This is a genomic window from Bradyrhizobium sp. SZCCHNR1051, assembly GCF_032489615.1.
Lineage (GTDB): Bacteria > Pseudomonadota > Alphaproteobacteria > Rhizobiales > Xanthobacteraceae > Bradyrhizobium.
The window spans coordinates 37,417-54,264 of sequence record NZ_JAUEYJ010000005.1 but is presented as its reverse complement, the minus strand read 5'-3'; the positions used below and the strand labels follow the sequence as shown (position 1 = coordinate 54,264).

Annotated in this window: 17 protein-coding genes; 6 read left to right on the top strand and 11 right to left on the bottom strand. The window is 66.7% G+C overall.

All coding sequences use genetic code 11. The annotated features are described in order from the left end of the window. Positions 1-64: 64 nt before the first annotated feature. Positions 65-1,531: a M48 family metalloprotease gene (locus QW868_RS07220; protein WP_315735734.1), complete on the bottom strand. Its 1,467-nt coding sequence runs from the start codon at positions 1,529-1,531 to the stop codon at positions 65-67. Between the two features lie 48 nt (positions 1,532-1,579). Then, on the bottom strand, positions 1,580-2,272 hold the full coding sequence (locus QW868_RS07215) for a thermonuclease family protein (protein ID WP_316230238.1): 693 nt from the start codon (positions 2,270-2,272) through the stop codon (positions 1,580-1,582). Between QW868_RS07215 and QW868_RS07210 the strand changes: the two genes are divergently transcribed. From QW868_RS07210 to QW868_RS07195, 4 genes are all read left to right on the top strand, one after another. Continuing rightward, the gene (locus QW868_RS07210; RefSeq protein WP_316230237.1) at positions 2,271-2,408 is read left to right on the top strand and encodes a hypothetical protein; all 138 of its coding nucleotides are present in this window, start codon (positions 2,271-2,273) and stop codon (positions 2,406-2,408) included. The two genes, QW868_RS07215 and QW868_RS07210, sit on opposite strands and share 2 nt — an antisense overlap. A 171-nt stretch (positions 2,409-2,579) precedes the next feature. Continuing rightward, the gene (locus QW868_RS07205; protein WP_316230324.1) at positions 2,580-3,764 is read left to right on the top strand and encodes an ABC transporter substrate-binding protein; all 1,185 of its coding nucleotides are present in this window, start codon (positions 2,580-2,582) and stop codon (positions 3,762-3,764) included. A 201-nt stretch (positions 3,765-3,965) separates the two neighbouring features. Further along, positions 3,966-4,760 carry an enoyl-CoA hydratase gene (locus QW868_RS07200; RefSeq protein WP_316230236.1) on the top strand — a complete coding sequence of 265 codons (795 nt, stop codon included), beginning with the start codon at positions 3,966-3,968 and terminating at the stop codon, positions 4,758-4,760. Between the two features lie 131 nt (positions 4,761-4,891). Further along, positions 4,892-5,665 (top strand): hypothetical protein, encoded by a 774-nt coding sequence (locus tag QW868_RS07195; protein ID WP_316230235.1) that lies wholly within the window; start codon positions 4,892-4,894, stop codon positions 5,663-5,665. A gap of 47 nt (positions 5,666-5,712) precedes the next feature. Here QW868_RS07195 and QW868_RS07190 read toward each other — a convergent pair whose 3' ends face one another. The 3 genes from QW868_RS07190 to QW868_RS07180 form a co-directional block, all read right to left on the bottom strand. Continuing rightward, positions 5,713-6,519, bottom strand: coding sequence for an enoyl-CoA hydratase/isomerase family protein (locus tag QW868_RS07190; protein WP_316230234.1), 807 nt, complete (start codon positions 6,517-6,519; stop codon positions 5,713-5,715). A 77-nt stretch (positions 6,520-6,596) separates the two neighbouring features. Next, the gene (locus tag QW868_RS07185; protein WP_316230233.1) at positions 6,597-7,754 is read right to left on the bottom strand and encodes an acyl-CoA dehydrogenase family protein; all 1,158 of its coding nucleotides are present in this window, start codon (positions 7,752-7,754) and stop codon (positions 6,597-6,599) included. A gap of 19 nt (positions 7,755-7,773) precedes the next feature. Beyond that, positions 7,774-8,838, bottom strand: a complete 1,065-nt coding sequence (locus QW868_RS07180; protein ID WP_316230232.1) for an acyl-CoA dehydrogenase family protein — start codon at positions 8,836-8,838, stop codon at positions 7,774-7,776. Between the two features lie 233 nt (positions 8,839-9,071). On the opposite strand from QW868_RS07180, the gene QW868_RS07175 reads away from it, so the two are divergent. Further along, positions 9,072-9,851: an SDR family oxidoreductase gene (locus tag QW868_RS07175; RefSeq protein ID WP_316177578.1), complete on the top strand. Its 780-nt coding sequence runs from the start codon at positions 9,072-9,074 to the stop codon at positions 9,849-9,851. Between the two features lie 55 nt (positions 9,852-9,906). Here the strand turns inward: QW868_RS07175 and QW868_RS07170 are convergent, their stop codons facing one another. The 3 genes from QW868_RS07170 to QW868_RS07160 all read right to left on the bottom strand — a co-directional run bounded on the left by QW868_RS07170 (position 9,907) and on the right by QW868_RS07160 (position 11,625). Next, positions 9,907-10,173 (bottom strand): GlsB/YeaQ/YmgE family stress response membrane protein, encoded by a 267-nt coding sequence (locus QW868_RS07170; protein ID WP_315735131.1) that lies wholly within the window; start codon positions 10,171-10,173, stop codon positions 9,907-9,909. A 34-nt stretch (positions 10,174-10,207) separates the two neighbouring features. After that, positions 10,208-10,804: a YidB family protein gene (locus QW868_RS07165; RefSeq protein ID WP_316177575.1), complete on the bottom strand. Its 597-nt coding sequence runs from the start codon at positions 10,802-10,804 to the stop codon at positions 10,208-10,210. A 104-nt stretch (positions 10,805-10,908) separates the two neighbouring features. Further along, positions 10,909-11,625 carry a hypothetical protein gene (locus QW868_RS07160; RefSeq protein WP_315735127.1) on the bottom strand — a complete coding sequence of 239 codons (717 nt, stop codon included), beginning with the start codon at positions 11,623-11,625 and terminating at the stop codon, positions 10,909-10,911. Positions 11,626-11,979: 354 nt separating this feature from the next. Between QW868_RS07160 and QW868_RS07155 the strand changes: the two genes are divergently transcribed. Beyond that, positions 11,980-14,106, top strand: a complete 2,127-nt coding sequence (locus QW868_RS07155; protein WP_316230231.1) for an FAD-dependent oxidoreductase — start codon at positions 11,980-11,982, stop codon at positions 14,104-14,106. A 28-nt stretch (positions 14,107-14,134) separates the two neighbouring features. Here the strand turns inward: QW868_RS07155 and QW868_RS07150 are convergent, their stop codons facing one another. The 3 genes from QW868_RS07150 to QW868_RS07140 are packed head-to-tail and all read right to left on the bottom strand — an operon-like array spanning position 14,135 to position 16,640. After that, a complete protein-coding gene (locus QW868_RS07150; RefSeq protein WP_316230230.1) occupies positions 14,135-15,079 on the bottom strand; it encodes a M28 family peptidase in 945 nt (314 codons plus the stop codon). Positions 15,080-15,102: 23 nt separating this feature from the next. Beyond that, positions 15,103-15,720: a fused MFS/spermidine synthase gene (locus tag QW868_RS07145; RefSeq protein ID WP_316230229.1), complete on the bottom strand. Its 618-nt coding sequence runs from the start codon at positions 15,718-15,720 to the stop codon at positions 15,103-15,105. Beyond that, on the bottom strand, positions 15,717-16,640 hold the full coding sequence (locus QW868_RS07140; RefSeq protein ID WP_316230228.1) for a fused MFS/spermidine synthase: 924 nt from the start codon (positions 16,638-16,640) through the stop codon (positions 15,717-15,719). Before QW868_RS07140 ends, QW868_RS07145 begins: the two co-directional genes overlap by 4 nt. Positions 16,641-16,848 lie beyond the last annotated feature (208 nt).

Genomic DNA, 16,848 nt, shown 5'->3' with positions numbered 1-16,848 from the left:
GGTGTGGCCGTCCTGGCATGGCATCAACCCGCCGGGGCAAGCGGGGAATCCGTCCCTCAGCCCGTCACTCCACCACGATCTTGACGCGGTCGCGGACCTTGACCTGGGCGCGGGCGTCGAGGCCGTTGAGAACGCGGAATCGCTCGACCGGGCGGTCGACGCCGGTCATGCGGTGCGCGAGCGACTCGACCGTGTCGCCCGGCTGCACGGTGATCACCTTGATGCGCAGCGGCCGCGCCGACTGGATCTCCTCCAGGCTGAGCCGGCGGAACGAGTTCACCGTCTCCCGCGCATTGCGCTCGCTCTCGGTGGTCTTCTGACGCGAGGCGAAGATGAAGCGGTAGACGTCGCTGCCGACGCGCAGCGCGTAGACCTTGAACTGCCAGGGATCGCCGCTCGCCGAGGTCGAGGCCGCCGGGAAGCCGTTGATCGTCAGCTCCTCGGTCGCCGACTTGTCGACGTTCTCCATCCAGCCGGAATTCAGATAGTCGCCGAGGGTCTGCTGCGCCGGTACGCGCACCACGTCGAAGCGCATCGCCTGGGCGCCGCCTTCGCGCACGCCGATCACCGCCTGCGCGGTGTTGTCGAGCGTGAAGTTCTCCGGCGCCTGGAAGGTGAAGCCGAGCTTCGGATGCAGGAAGCGCCGTCCGCGCACGAAGCCCTCGCTCGGGTCCTCGCCGTAGACGATGTTGTCGACCGCAGCCAAGTAGGTCTCGCGGTCATGCTCCCTGGCCTCGGGGGAGACGTATTGCTTGGCGATGGCGGCAGCGTTCTGCACCCGCTCCGGCGTCGCCGGATGCGACGACAGGAAGTCCTGCGCGCGCGGGTCGATCGCCACCTTGCCGGCCTTCAGCTCGGCGTTGCGCTCCATCGAGCTCAGGAAGCGCGCCGCGCCGTAGGGATCGAACTTCGCCTTGGCGGAGATGCCGACGCCGATGCCGTCGGCCTCGAACTCCTGGGTGCGAGAGAAGCTCGCCATCGTCAGCTTGGTCTTGGCGAGCGCCAGCGCCGTCAGGTCCGGATCATTGCCCATGTCGGAGACGACGCGGGTCACCACTGCGGCCTGCCGCGCCTGGTCCTCGCGAATCGCAGCATGGCGCGCCAGCACGTGCGCCATCTCGTGGCTCAGCACCGACGACAATTCGGAGGTGTCGTTGGCGAGCGCAATCAGGCCGCGCGTCACGTAGAGCTGGCCGGTCGGCAGCGCGAAGGCGTTGACCGCACCGGAGTTCAGGATCGTGACCTTGTAGCCCTGGTCGGGCCGATCGGACACGGCCACCAGCCGGTCGACGATCTTGCCGATCAGGCCCTCGAGCTGGGGATCCTCATAGGCGCCGCCATAAGTTGCAAGAATGCGCTCGTGCTCGCGATCGCTGGCCGGCGTCGTCTGCACCATCGCCGGCTTCGGCCGCGGCGTCGGCATCGGCGCCGTCGCCTGCTGCAACTTGCCCATGTCGCTGCAACCGGACAACGCCAGTCCCAGGCACAGCAACGCCGGTGCGATCCACGAACCGCAGTTCATCACCGTCATGCGCTTTCGAACAGACAGGCTCACGTCGCTACTCACGTACCTCAGCGGTCAATTCCCGCTTAAAATCTCGATCTGGGCGATCTGCGTCAGTTCCAGTCTCGGACCCGCATGCGCTTCGATCCAACCGCGCACGCGAACCTGTCGATTCGCAAGTGATTTGACGTCGATGCCGGCACCTTCCAATACCGCCATCATACGCTTTGGAATAGTCACCGCGAAGCCCCGTGTCCAGCTACGAGCGAAGTTCAGATAAGTTGTTGTCCCCGTCTGTCGTACGGACAACACCTTCCCTTCGACAACCGTAAATTGCCCTACGCGAGACAAAATATCGTCTGGACTTTCCGTGTTTTTTATGACGGTCCCAATCTTCCAGAGGCCGCGTCCGGCGCTGCGTGCCTCGGCTTCCGCCGCACCCAGGCTGAGGGTGCAATCCCGGTCCGGCAGGTCGATCCCGCGCAGCACGGCGCCCTGCCGGAGCAGCTCGCTTTGCACCGGCTGGTTCGCACCGGCCACGAAGGCGAAGGCGCGCTGCCGGCCGTAGCGGTCCGGAGTGTCGTCCTCGCCGCGCAGCACGACGTCGCGGCCGCGTAGCAGCACGCGCAGCGCATCGATCGCTGCCGCGCGCTGCTCCTCCGGCGGCGCCTCGATGCCGGCGAGCCTGACCTCTCGGCCGTCGTCGAGACGGAAGCTGCGCGCATCGATGATCTCGCTGACGTGCCCTTCGCCGAGCTCGGCGAACATGCACGGCGAGGCGTGGCTCGCCGACATCATCGCGATGATCGCGACGCTCGCACCGAGCGCAATCGGCCTCCATCTGCTCCGCATCCTGCGCACTCTCGCCATGCTGCATCATCGCACGAAATTTCCATTCCACTGAGCGGAAAGCGGCGACCGGCGACGCTTTTGCTGAGCGTGCTGAGCGCTTGCCGCATGCGAAAGCGTGCGCCATGATGCGAACTATCAACGAGGCCGTCGCCATGTAGCGACGTGCCCGGCAGGGAGGATATCGATGACCAGAACCATCCGCGGCGCGGCGGCGTCGCTGTTCATGCTGGCGTCGGCGCTGACGTTCTCTGCGGGCGTGGCGCATGCGCAGAGCAAGCCGCCGCTGAAGATCGGCGGCATTCTCGACATGTCGAGCCTCTACGCCGACATCACCGGTCCCGGCAGCGAGACCGCGGCGAAGATGGCCGTCGAGGATTTCGGCGGCGAGGTGCTGGGCCGCAAGATCGAGGTGCTTGCGGCCGACCATCTCAACAAGGCCGATCTCGCCGCCAACATCGCCCGCGACATGCTCGACAACCAGGGCGTCGAGATGATCTGGGATGTCGCGGCCTCCGCCACCGCGCTGGCCGCCGGCGAGATCGCCAAGGCGCGCAACAAGATCATCATCTTCAACGGTCCCGGCTCTGTCAGGCTGTCCAACGAGGCCTGCGGCCCGTACACCGTGCACTACGTGTTCGACACCTTCGCGCAGGCCAATGTCACGGGATTGGCGGCGGTGAAGTCCGGCCTCGACAGCTGGTTCTTCCTGACCGCGGATTACGCCTTCGGCCAGGATCTGGAGAAGGACACCACCGCCGTGGTGGTGAAGTCGGGCGGCAAGGTGCTCGGCAGCGTGCGTCATCCGCTCAATACGTCGGACTTCTCCTCCTTCCTGCTGCAGGCGCAGGCCTCCAAGGCCAAGGTGATCGGCCTCGCCAATGCGGGCGGCGACACCATCAACGCGATCAAGCAGGCGGCGGAGTTCGGCCTCAGCAAAGGCGGCCAGAAGCTGTCGCCGCTGCTCGCCTTCGTCTCCGACATCGACAGCGTCGGGCTCGAGACGGCGCAGGGGCTTCTGGTCGCGGAAGCGTTCTATTGGGATCTCAATGACGACACCCGCGCCTTCACCAAACGCTTCATGGAGCGCACCAGGCGCGTGCCGACCTCGGCCCAGGCGGGGGTCTATTCCTCCGTCACGCACTATCTGAAAGCCGTGAAGACGGCCGGGACGACCGATGCGGACGCCGTCATGAAGGTGATGCGGGCGACACCGATCAACGACATGTTCGCCAAGGGCGGCCGCATCCGCGAGGATGGACGCATGGTGCATGACATGTACCTGTTCGAGGTCAAGAAGCCGTCGGAATCGAAGGGGAAGTCCGACGACTACAAGCTGCTCGCGACGGTGTCGGGAAACGAGGCATTCCAGCCGCTCGAGGCGTCGCGCTGCCCGCTTGTGAAGAAGTGACGGCCGGGGCCACGGCATTCCGGGGCGCGCCTGAGCAGGGCGCAAACTCTGCCGCGACATCCGTCGTTCCAGGGCAACGCGCAGCGTTGAACCCGGAACCTCGATGTGAGTCCATCAGCTCGGGATTCCGGGTTCGACGCCGACGCGTCGCCCCGGAATGACGGGAGACATGACACCGGGAAACAACAAGGAGCGCCGGCCATGACCACCAACACGACAGTCCTGCAGCATCTCGACTCCGGCCTGCTCACGATCACGATGAACCGTCCGGAGCGACGCAACGCGCTCAACGGCGACATGACCAAGGGCCTGGTCGAGGCGGCGCATCGTGCGGCCAATGATCCGGAGGTCCGTGCGGTGCTGCTCAGGGGCGCCGGCGGCACGTTCTGCGTCGGCGGCGACGTCAAGGCGATGGCCGAAGCCAAGACCGCGCCCTCGTTCGAGACCAAGGTGACGACCTTGCGCGAGCGCATGGAGGTGTCGCGGCTGCTGCACCAGATGCAGAAGCCGGTCGTGGCGCAGATCGACGGTGCGGCCGCCGGCGCCGGCCTGTCGATCGCGCTGGCCTGCGATCTGCGGGTGGCCGGCGAGTCGGCCAAGATCACGACGGCCTTCGCCAAGGTCGGGCTGTCGGGCGATTTCGGCGGCACCTATTTCCTCACGCAACTGCTCGGCAGCGCCAAGGCGCGGGAGCTGTATCTGACCTCGCCGGTCCTGACGGCGCAGGAGGCGCTCACCCTGGGCATGGTCACCAAGGTCGTGCCCGACGCCGAGGTCGAAGCCGCCACGCGCGCGCTGGCGCTGTCGCTGGCGCAGGGGCCGAGCGTGACGCTCGGCTACATCAAGCGCAACATCAACAATGCCGAGACGATGACGCTGGAGGCCTGCTTCGACGCCGAGGCGATGCACCACTCACGCTGCAGCGAAACAGAGGATCACAAGGAGGCGGCGAAAGCCTTCGTCGAGAAGCGCGCGCCGGTGTTTCAGGGTCGGTAGCTCCGCGTTCTCCGTCATTGCGAGCGACGCGACGCAATCCAGGGTCATGGCCTGAGCTCTGGATTGCGTCGCGTCACTCGCAATGACGCCGCGGGCCTGTGTGAACACGTGATTCCTCAAAGAGGGCTGCGATGGCTTACCTCCACCTCCGTCAGATCTGCCTGGTCGCGCCCCGGCTCGAGCCGGTGGTCTCGGACATCGCCGCGATCATGGGGCTGGAGGTCTGCTACCGCGATCCGCATGTCGCCAAATACGGACTGGAGAATGCGCTGCTGCCGGTCGGGCCGATCCTGCTCGAGGTGATTGCGCCGACCCGCGAGGACACCGCGGCGGGACGCTTCCTCGACAAGACCGGCGGCCGCGGCGGCTACATGGCGATCTTTTCCTGCGATGATCCCGATGGCCGCGCCGCCCGTGCCAACGAGATGGGTGTGCGGACCGCCAACGTGATCGATCATCCGCCCTATCACGGCGTGCAACTGCATCCGCGCGACTGCCGCGCCGCCTTCATCGAGCTCAATCACACCGAGGGCAGTGGCGATGTGCTTGGCGCCTATCCGCCCGCCGGGCCGGATTGGACGCGCGCGATCCGCAGCGACGTGACGTCGGCGCTGACCGAGATGGTGCTGCAGAGCCCCGCGCCGGCTTCACTTGCCGCGCATTGGGGGCGGATTCTCGATATGGTGCCGTCTGCCGGCAGCGATGGTGTTCAGCGGTTGAAATTGCCGAACGCCGGGATCCGTGTCGAACCCGGCGAGCGCGAACTCATGAGCGGCCTGACGTTCCGCGTCGCCGATGCTGCACGTGTGACCGACGCCGCGCGCGCCCGTGGCTATGCGGTTTCCGGCGGTTGTTTCACGATTGGCGGCGTTGTCTTCGCGTTGCAGGGGGCGGTCGCCAGTTAGTTGCTCGTCATGGCCCGGCCATGACGACGTTGGAAGCTCGAGGCTCGTCACCGCCCCTTGAAGTTCGCGAAGCGCCGCTCCTCCGTTGCCTTGACGCCTTCCTTGAAATCCTCGGTCGCGCGCAGCCGGGTCTGTTCGGCGAGCTCGTGCTCGGTTGCTGCCATCACACGGTCGGCGAGGCTGGCGCGCATCGTCGCGCGGGTCGACAGCAGGCCGAGCGGCGAGCATTCGGCGATCTCGGCGGCGAGCTTCATCGCGGCTGTCCGCACCTGGTCCTGCGGCACGCATTCATTGGCGAGCCCCATCTTCAGCGCCTCTTCGCCGGTGACACGGCGGCTGGTGTAGAACATCAGCTCGGCGTTGTTCTTGCCGATCAGCTCGGGCAGCGTCACCGTCAGCCCGAAGCCGGGATGGAAGCCGAGCTTGGTGAAATTGGCGGAGAAGCGCGCTTCCGGACAGGTGACGCGGAAGTCGGCCGAGACGGCGAGGCCGAGCCCGCCACCGATGGCGGCGCCGTGCACGGCGGCGACGACCGGTTTCTTGCAGCGGAAAATCCGCACGGCCTGCATGTAGAGATGGTTGATCGCCCCGAGGCTGTCGGCCGGATCGCCTTTGGCGCCGGCCGCTTCCTGCGCCTGGCGCGCCGGATCGGTGAAGTTGGCGCCGGCGCAGAACGCCTTCCCCTGGGCCGCCAGCACCGAGGTGCGGATCTCGATGTCGCGGTCGAAGCCTTCGAGCGCGTCGGCGATCTGGTTGATCAGCGAAATGTCGAAGAAGTTGAGCGGCGGCCGGCGAATCTCGATCAGGCCGACATGGCCGTGGATCTCGACCCCGATGTCAGGAAAGTGGGTCATGGTTGTGGTCTCCGATTCTGCTTTCCGAGCGTCATTGCCAGCGCTATCAGTTCGCGACCGCCGGAATGCTGTCTGCCTCACCTCAGTCCCAGCCCGCGGGCGATGATGCCGCGCAGCACCTCGGTGGTGCCGCCCTGGATCGTCAGCTTCGGCGCGGTCTGCATCGCAAATGTCAGCTGGTTCTCCAAGGTCTCGCGATTTCCTGCGTTCTCCTCAACGAAGGCGGCGAGGTCGCGGACGCGGTGCGGTAGCTGCTGCTCCCATACCGTGCCGATGTCCTTGACGATCGAGGCCTCGACCACCGGCTCCTTGCCGGCCTGCAGCATGCCGGCCACCGACACCGACATCCGCCGCATCGTGTGCAGCTGAGCCACCAGCCGGCCAATGCCCTCGGCGCTGCGAGTGTCGGGATCGGGACCGATCGCGCGCACCAGCTCGGTCAGCACGTAATAGGTTTCGAGGAAACGCTCCGGCCCCGAGCGCTCATAGGCGAGCTCGGAGGTGGCGTGCTTCCAGGCGCCGTCGATCTCACCGAGCTGATGATCGTCGGGCACGAAGGCGTCGGTGAAGACGACCTCGTTGAACTCCTTCTGCCCGGTGATCTGGCCAATCGGATTCACCTTGATGCCGGGCGACTTCATGTTCACCAGGAACTGCGTCAAGCCATGACGCCTGTTCTCCTTGGTCGACGGCGAGGTGCGGAAGATCGCGATCATGTAATCGGCCATGTGCGCCGACGTCGTCCAGATCTTCGAGCCGTTGATTAGCCAGCCGCCCTCGGTCTTCGTCGCGCGCGTCTTGGCGGCGAACAGGTCGGATCCCGAGTTCGGCTCGCTCATGCCGATCGCGAAGCACAGCTCGCCGCGGCAGATGCGCGGCAGGATGTCCATCTTGATATGCTCGGGTGCGTAGCGCAGCAGGATCGGGCCGCTCTGCCGGTCGGCGACGAAGAAGCGCCTGACGGGCGCGTTGGCGACGCGCATCTCCTCGGTCACGACATAGCGCTCCAGGAACGAGCGCTCGTGGCCGCCATATCGTTTCGGCCAGGTCATGCCGATCCAGCCGCGCGCGCCGACGCGGGCCGCAAACTCACGTGCGTCGGCATCCTCGCGCTTGGGCTGGTACGGGTTGAAGGTGCCGGCCGCGATCTCATCAGCGAGGAAGGCGCGCACCTCCTTGCGGAGCTCCTCGCATTCCCTCGGCAGGCGGATCGGATCGAAACGAAGTGCGGTCATGCGACAATCCTCTTCGTCGTCAGCGCGAGGCGACCAGCGGCCACAGCTCATCGGCACCGCGCGCGGCGACGCGATTGCCGAGCTCCACGGCCCAGTGACTCTCGGATCCGAAATCGTCGCGCCAGGCGAGCGCGCGCAGCGAGAAACGGTGCAGGATGTGCTCGGTGGTGAAGCCGATGGCGCCGTGGACCTGATGCGCGATCGCCGCACCCTTCTCGGCGGCCTCGGCGCAGCGGATCTTGGCTGCGGCGGCTTCGAGAAACACCGCCTCGTCGAATGCGGTGGCCCGCGCGATCGCATCCGCGGCCGATGTCGCGGCCGCGCTCGCGGCGGCGCTCTCGCCGGCCAGCCGTGCCAGATTGTGCTGAACCGCCTGGAATTTGCCGATCGGCTTCTCGAAGGCGACGCGCTCGCCGGCATAGTTGACGCTGATCGCGAGCAGCCGATCCAGCGCGCCGGCGATCTGCAGTCCGCGGGCGACGCCGCCCATCAGCATCAAGGTCGTGGCGTCGAAGCCGGCCGGCGCCGGCCGGCATGCCAGCGGCATGATCTTGTCGAAGGTCACCGTGTCGCTGGGATCGTTGGCGAGGTTGAGGCCCGCGTCGATGCGCAGCCGCGCGGTCTCGACCAGCGCGATCGACACGCCGTCTCCGCCCTGGGCGAGCACGGCAACATGCTGCGCCGTCCTGGCGAACGGCACGCCGCGGGCACGGCCGGACAAGGTGCCGTCGGTGTGGAGCGTGATCCGGTCTCTCGGATGAGCCGGCGCGATCGTCATGGCGCCGTCGGGGGAGGCAATGCCGCCTTGTTGCAGCAGCCAGCCCGCGAGCAGCGTCTCGGCCAGCGGCACCGCAATCGCAAAACGGCCGGCGGCATTGATGATCTCAAAGCCGTCGGCGAGGTCAGTGCCGGCGCCGCCGAACTCCTCGCCCACCCAGGCGAGCGGCAGGCCGGCCTCGCTCAGCGCCCGCCACAGCGGCGCCGTCCAGCGGCCGTCCTTGTCGTGATTGATCGTCTGCGGGTCGGCGAGATCGGCGAAGATCTTTTCCGCGGTCGCAACGACGATGTTCTCGGCTTCCGCCACAGCGCTCCTCGCCCTCGTTGTCGTCGGTCTCGGCGCGCCATGTCCTGCGCGCGCCGGCGATGTTTTGCCGGTATGATGAGCGCAAGCGACGGTCCTGACAAGCGTAGCCCGCTGCAGGGCCCCGTCCGCTCGCCGCATGGAGGCGAGCGATTTCCGCGCTGCGGAGATTGTGCCGATTTTGCAGATGCAGCGATGTTGGCTAAGAAGAAGCAAAGCAAACAGGGAGGTGCGGAATGGCTGAAGGTCTTTGCGCGATCGTGACGGGTTCGGCGTCCGGTCTCGGAGCCGCGACCGCGTTGCTGCTGGCGAAGGCCGGCATGCGCATCGTCGTGAACTATTCGAACAGCAAGAGTGAGGCCGAGCAGACTGCCGATCTCTGCCGCAAGGAAGGTGCCGAGATCGTCGTCGTCCAAGGCGACGTGTCGCGCGACGAGGATTGCCGCAAGATCGTCGCCGCCGCTGCGGCCTGGGGCCGGCTGGATGCGCTCGTCAACAATGCCGGCACCACCAAGCACGTACCGCACGATCAGCTCGACGGCCTTTCGGCCGAGGATTTCCAGCGCATCTTTGCGGTCAACACCATCGGCCCCTTCCAGATGGTGCGCGCCGCGCGGCCGCTGCTGGAAGCGGCGGCCAAGGCGACGGTGCGTGCGTCCGCGGTCGTCAACGTCTCGTCGGTGGCCGGCATCAGCGGCGTCGGCTCGTCGGTTGCCTACGCCGCCAGCAAGGGCGCGCTGAACACGATGACGCTATCGCTGGCCCGCGCCCTGGCGCCTGCGATCCGCGTCAACACCGTCTGCCCCGGTTACATCGATACGCCCTGGTTCACCAAGGGCCGCGGCGAGGCCGGCGCCAAGCAGGTGCGCGATGCCGTGGTGGCGCGGGTGCCGCTGCGCGCGGCTTCATCCGCCGAGGATATCGCGCAGCTCGTGGCGTTCCTGGCGAGTCCGGCATCAGGCCACATGACCGGCGAGGTCGTGCGCATGGATGCGGGGATGCATCTGTTGGGGTGAAATGGTCATGGCGAGCGGCCGTTGTGGTCGCTCGCAATGACGTGGCGTGAGGCGGTTACCGATTGAAATCGCGGATCGTGCCGCTGGCGACCAGCCTGTTCCAGATGAATAGCACCACGACCGCGCCGAGGGTCGCGGTCACGTAGCCCGCGCCCTGGTCGGGGCCGTAGCGGCCGATGGCCTGCCCGATGGCGGTGGCGAGGAACGCGCCGAGGATTCCGAGCACGATGGTCAGGATGAAGCCGGAGGGATTGTTGGGACCCGGCGATAGAAGCCGCGCCAGGAAGCCGGCGACCAGCCCGACGATCAGAATGTGCAGCATGAGTGTCGTCCTTCCCGTCAGCGATCGCGGAGCGTCAGATCCGGCCCGCCAACTCGTGCTCGGTCGGCAGCCGCCCGTCCGGCGTGAGCTGATCGATCACTTTCGGCAGGTACTGGCTCAGCCCGTTCAACAGCTCCTCGCGCGACAGCCCGCTCTGCGCGGTGAGCTGATCGATCTGATCGGCGCCGAGCGCATTGGCGAGATCGCCGGGCGAGATCGGCTTGTTCTCGCCGGGGGAGACCCAGGAGTTCGCGGTGTCGCCATGGCCCTTGTCCTGGAACTGGCGCAGGAGATCGCCGAGCCCGCCCGACAGCACGCTGCCGGCCGCGCCGCCCGCCAGCAGTCCGCCCAGGCCGCCGGCGATGATGTTGCCGAGGCCGCCACTCAATCCGCCACCAAGCGCACCGCCGAGCGGTCCGCCTTGATTCCCGGTCGGCTGGGGCGGCGGGACCGGCGCAGGCGCCGCGTTCGGCTGCTGCCCATTCTGCGAGAAATGCTTCACCGCTTTCCACGCCAGCAAAGCGAGGATCGCCATCGTCATCGGCGACATGCCGCCGCTCTTCTGCGTGGTCGGATGACTCGGCCCGTTCGGGCCGTTCTGCATGCCGTTGAGGATATCGAGTAGACCCATGACCCTGCCTCCTGCGCCCCACGCCGACAAAACCTATGGGCTTGCACGCGGCGTTACAAGTCGCGTGCAGAATGGTCGCACAGGGGGAACGTGTCGCGCGCGGCTCAGTTCCTGGCTTCGGCCCGTTTCGGCGCCTTGGCTCCGGGCGGCGCGGCCGCGGTCTGGCTCGGGCCGGTGAACATCCGCTTCAGTTCGTCGAGCTTCTCGGACAGGACCGGAAAGTTGCACGAGAACGAATCGCGGCGCCAGCCGTCCTTGGCACATTGCGCCGCCTTGATGCGGGCGCGTGCCTCCACGTTCGACGTCGGCGGTGGCAATCCGCCTTGCGCGGACGAAGCCGGCGGCTTGCTCGGCCGTTGCGGCGGCGGGGCCGGCATGGCCGGCTTCGGCGGCTCGATCGCGGCCCGCGCCGTCATGTCCCGGAGCGAGGGCTGGAGGTCCTGCGTTTGCGGCCGCGACATCATCGCCGAGCTCATGTTGGCGTGGCGCTGGCGCTCGAGGTATTGCGTATACTGCTGGTCGATGAACTTCTGCTCTTCGGCCGTGGGATTGGGACCGGCAATGTCGAAGCTGCGATCCTGCATGAAGTCGTAGTAGACATAGCCGCCGCCCGGCTTCCGTCTCCCGGCAAATTTAGCGTTGCACTGCGCCAGCGCCGCCGTCTTCTCCTCCTTGGAGGCCGACTTCTCGGCGGCGTCGGCGCATTCCTCGAAATCCGTCGGGGAGCGGCTCCACCACTCTGCGTGCGCGCGTGGAGGTTGCACGGCGGGCAGGCAGGTGATCGCTGCAAAGATCAGTACTGGCAGGCGGGGTGGGTACACGAACGGCAATCCTCAGCGGCTCCCCGCCTCAGATGACGGGAGATTGTCGCCATTTTGCGGCGAGGTGTGACTCCAATGCTGCGTAATTTGCGACTTTCTTCTTTATTTGCCGTGGTTCCGTGATCTGGTTGCCACAGTCGGGTCGGCATTGACGGCGGTGCCGCTCGTGAATCGCACCTTGCTGTGGCGCCGGAACGATACGCAGCATCTTTCCACCATTTTCATCCCGCCGTAGTTGACAAAACTAATCTTGACGTTGGAAAGATTGGTGTTGACGGAACCGGGCGAGCGCTCCTATGAATATCTTGACAATGGAAAGATGAACTGCGCGCGTCCGGCGCGGAGGAGGCTGCCATGAAAGTGTTCCTCACGGTCAAGCTGGCGCTGCTGCCGTTCGTCGTGTTCTGGGCGCTACTAGCCTGGCACCAGCCGGCATGGGCGGTGTGGTCCGCGCTGAGCCTGGCGCTGGCCGCCAACGTCTGGCGAGCCTCCCGGGGCCAGCTCGCGCCGCTGGAACTCGGAAGCCTCGCGCTGTTCGTCGTGCTGGCGATCGCCAACGACGTCGCGCCGAATTGGACGGCCGGCAATGCGCTGTGGCTGTCCTTCGCAGGGCTCGGCCTCATCAGCTTTGCTTCGCTCGCCGTCGGTCGTCCCTGGACCGCGGACTATTCCCGGTCGGCCTATGCCGACAGCGCCGCGACGCCCCAGTTCCACCTGATCAACATGATGATGACCGGGCTCTGGGGCGTCCTGTTCCTCGTGCTCGGCCTGTGCCGCTGGGCCGGCGTCGCCTCCTGGATCACGACGATGATCGTCGTCGGCGGCGCGCTGATCTCAATCTTCGGCCCGCGCTTCGCGATTCGCCAGGCCTTGCTGCGCATGCGGGCCGCGCGCGAGGAGTGCCAATGGCCGGCGCCGAGCTTCACCCAAGCGGCCGACACCGAGTGCGACGTCGCGGTGATCGGCGCGGGCATCGGCGGGCTGACGGCGGCAGCCCTGCTCGCGGAATCCGGGCTGAAGGTGAAGGTGTTCGACCACCACGTCGTGCCCGGCGGCTTCTGCCACACTTATCTGCGCAAGGCCCACCACGACAACAAGCCGGTGCTGTATCGCTTCGATGCCGGGCCGCACGATTTCTCCGGCGTCTGGCCCGGCGGGCCGGTCGACAGCGTGCTGCGCCGGCTCGGCGTCGCCGACCGCATCCAGTGGAAGCGGGTCATTCACTCCTACCGTCTCGCCGGCCGCCGCATCGACGTGCCCGAGGACTGGCGCGCCTATGTCCGACTGCTCTGCGAGATGTTTCCGGCCAGCGCGGACGGGCTGACCCGGCTGTTCGACACCATCCATGCCATCTTCGAGAGCATGTATGCGACGGGGCAGGGCCGCAGCGGCATTCCCGGCATGCCGGCCACATTGGAGGAGATGCTGGCCTTCCCGCGCAAGCATCCGCAGGCGTACCGCTGGATGAACCGCCCGTTTGACGAGCTGGTCGCCGCCCATGTCTCCGATCCCGAGCTGATCGCCTATCTCAATGCGCTGTCGGGCTATCTCGGCGACGGCAGCGAGAAGCTGAGCTGCGCCCAGATGGTCCCGATCTTCGGCTACTATTTCAAGGGCGGCTTCTATCCGGTCGGCGGCTCCGGCCACCTCGCGGACGTGCTCGCCGAGGCGGTCACCGCCCGGGGCGGCGAGGTGCATCTGAAATCCAAGGTCACGCGCATCCTGGTCGAGGAGGGCCGCGCCGTCGGTGTCGTGCTCGGCAATGGCCGCACGGTCCGCGCGCAGGCGGTGGTCTCGAATGCCGATCTCGGCCGCACCTTGACCGAGCTTCTGAGGCCCGACGATCTGCCCGCCGTCTTTCGTGAGCGTGCCCGCACCCTCGCGCCGGCGACGTCGTGCTTCTCGGTGCATCTCGGCCTCGACATGGTGCCCGACATCGCGCCCACCACGCATCTCGACTCGCCGATGGGGATCGGCCTCGCGGTGATGTCCAAGCTGGATCCGTCGGCGGCGCCTGACGGACATGCGACGATGACGATCATCACCCTCGTTCCTCACGAGCAGGCCAAGGGCTGGTTTCCGGGCGAGGGCGGCGACGACTGGAAGGCGTGGCGGCGCTCGCCGGACTACGAGGCGCGCAAGCAGCAGCTCGGCGATGCCATGGTCGCGGCCGCCGAGACCATCATTCCCGGCCTGGCGCAGCATATCGTCTACCGCACCGACGCCAGCCCCGTGACCTATGCGCGCTACGACCTCGCCAGCGCCGGCGCGATCTATGGCGTGGCCGGGTCGGGACGGCTGAAGGGCGCCAAGGCTCCGCTGCGCAACCTCGTCATCGCCGGCGGCGGCAATGCCGGAGCGGGGGTGGAGGCCGTGGTGATCTCGGGCGCCGAGGCCGCGGAGGCCCTGCTGCCAGGCCTGTTGGCGCGCGCATCAGAGGTCGCGTCGGATCCGCTGAAGGCACGGGCGCGGGCGGCGTGAGCGCGGCGCCTGCCGCAGCTCGGGCGCATCAAGGCGTATAGAGGTAGCGCAGCAGGGTGCGGCCGACGGTCTCCAGGCTCTGCGCCGAGCACTGCTCGATCGTATCCTGCGTGGTGTTGAAATACGGCTCGTAGTCGAAGTCGATGACGAGGAAGCTCGGAATCCCGGCCTGCTGCAGCGCCGTGTGGTCGTCGCTGATCGGATACGCCGTGGGCTCCGGCGAGAACGCCTGTGGCGCGATACGGCTGCCGATGCTCCAGAACTTCTTGACCTCCGGCAGCGCCGAGCCGAGCGACGAGGGCTCCGGCTGCAGCTTGAGATCCTTGTCGCAGACCATGTCGAAATCGACCGCCTTCTCCGGCTTGTGCGCCGGATAATAGGTCTTCAGATTGGCCGCGAAATGCGGCGAGCCCAGCGGACGCCAGGTCGGATCGCCGGCGCCGAGCGATTTCGGCCCCTCCTCGCCGTCGAAGAAGATCATGTCGATGCCGACGTCGGGCTTCGGCGACAGCGACAGCACGCGTGCGGTCTCCAGCAGCAGCGCGACCGCCGAGGCGGAGTTGTTGGCCCCCGGCATCGGTGCGTCCGGCGATTTCGGGTCGCGATAGGCCTTGACGATGCTGTCGTAATGCGTCGCGACGATGATGCGGCGCGGGTTCTGCGCCTGGAAGCGGGCGATGATGTTGGTCAGCGGGATGGTCTTGCCGTCATCGCCCTTGGCGGTGAAGCTCTGCGTCAGCACCGCGTCCGCCGCGCTCTTGGCCATCGCCGCCTTGATGTAGTCGATCGTTTTCTGATGGCCCGGCTCGCCCATCGAGCGCGGCGTGAATTTCAGCAGGTCCGCGATATGGGCCATCGCGCGCTGCCCGTCCCAGAGCTCGATCTGCGCCTCTGCGGCGCGTGCCGCGGGGGATGCAAACAGCAATGCCGCCATTGCCACCGTAGCGGTCAGGCGAGGCCAGAACTCAGTCATCGAGAAGCTCTTCAAAATGAAAATCAGGACGTCTTCTTGCCGAACGGAATGAACAGGATGCCGGCGCAGACAGCCAGCGCCACCGCGAAATAATAGGTGATCGCGCGCGAGCCGATGGTCGGGATCAGCGCGAAGGTCGTGACCAGCGTGCCGACGACGTTGCCGATGGTCGAGACGCCGTAGACCAGTCCGGCGACGCGGCCGGCCTCGTCGGCCGAGCGCGTCAACAGGCTCACGGCGATCGGGGAGAAGGTGCCGAGCAGGGTCAGCGGCACCAGCAGCAGCGCGGTCGAGGCCATCAGCGTGGCCGCCGGACTGTCGCCGACCGTGTCGAGGATGTCGGCCATGACGATGTCGGCCGTCGCCGGCACGAGCGCCATGTAGGCGGCGGCGATCAGGATCATGGTGCCGATGGTGCGCGTCGTCGGCTGGCGGTCGACGATGGCGCTGCCGGCGAAATAGCCGATCGCGAGCGCGCACAGCACCGTCGAGATCAGGCTGGCCCAGGCGCCGATGCCGCTGCCGAAATACGGGTTGAGATAGCGGCTGCCGAGCATCTCGAAGCCCATCAGCACGCAGCCGACCAGGAACGAGCAGAGATAGATCGCCAGCAGGCCCGAGCGTGACACCGGCGCGCTCACGGCAGCTTCCTGTTGTGGCGCTCGATGCTCTTCAGCGCCTCGACCGGCGCGAAGTCGTCCGTCAGCACCTTGGCGTTTGCATCGATCACCTGGCCGCCGTCGATGTCGATGCGCTTGCGCTGCGCCAGCATCTCGGCGAGATTGTAGCGGAAGCCGAACTCCTTGTCGCGCTCCTGCGCGATGGCGGCGAGATCCTCGGGCTTCCGCTCGTCGCCGAGATAGCCGACCATGACGATGTTGCCGCCGGCCTCGTAGAAGTCGACCTGCGGGAACACGCTGTGAATGGTCTTGACCGCGGCGTCGAACAGCATAGTCGATGGCTCGACATTCTGCGCCACCACGCCGCCCTCGGCGAGATGGTCCTTGACCAGATGGTAGAACTCCTTGGTCAGCAGATGGAACGGCACGAACGGCCCACGATAGGCGTCGATCAGGATGATGTCGTAGCGCTCCTTGGATTCCTGCACGAACAGCCGTCCGTCGCGGTTGGCGACGTGGAAGTTCGGCTCCTCCTTGATGCCGAAATATTTCTTGGCGAGCTCCAGCACGGTCGGATCGAGCTCGACCGAGGTCACCTGCACCTTGGGCAGGGAGCGGTGCAGGTACCAGGCGGTGCGACCGCCGCCGAAGCCGATCTCCAGGATCGAGCGGACGTCCTTGGCATACATCACGCTCGCGGTCATGAAGCGGGTATAGTCGACCGGCAGATCGAGCTCGTCGCGGGTGTTGTAGACGCTCTCGGTATAGATGCGCCGGTTGTGACCGAACGTCATGCTGCGGTAGGGCGCCTGCTCATAGACATAGATGTTGTTGTAGAGCGACTCCTTGGACTCCAGCAGATGGCGGGTATCCTGCGCGCTTGCGGCGGCGACGGAGAGGAGAGCTGCGAGCGCGCCTGAAATGACCGACCGGATGAGCATCGACTTGTCTGTTTCCCTCGGCTGAAATGGGCAGGCGCGCTGGATGAAGCGGATCTCGTCGCGCCGGACGGCTGGCCCGGCCGCGTGACGCGCTCAGGCACGACCAATACGGCGATCCCAAGGCCGGGGTCCGGATCGGCGCCGTTCTCTTAGACCATCGGCTGCCTTCCGGATAGTCAAACCACCCCTCCCTACGGGCCTGTGATCG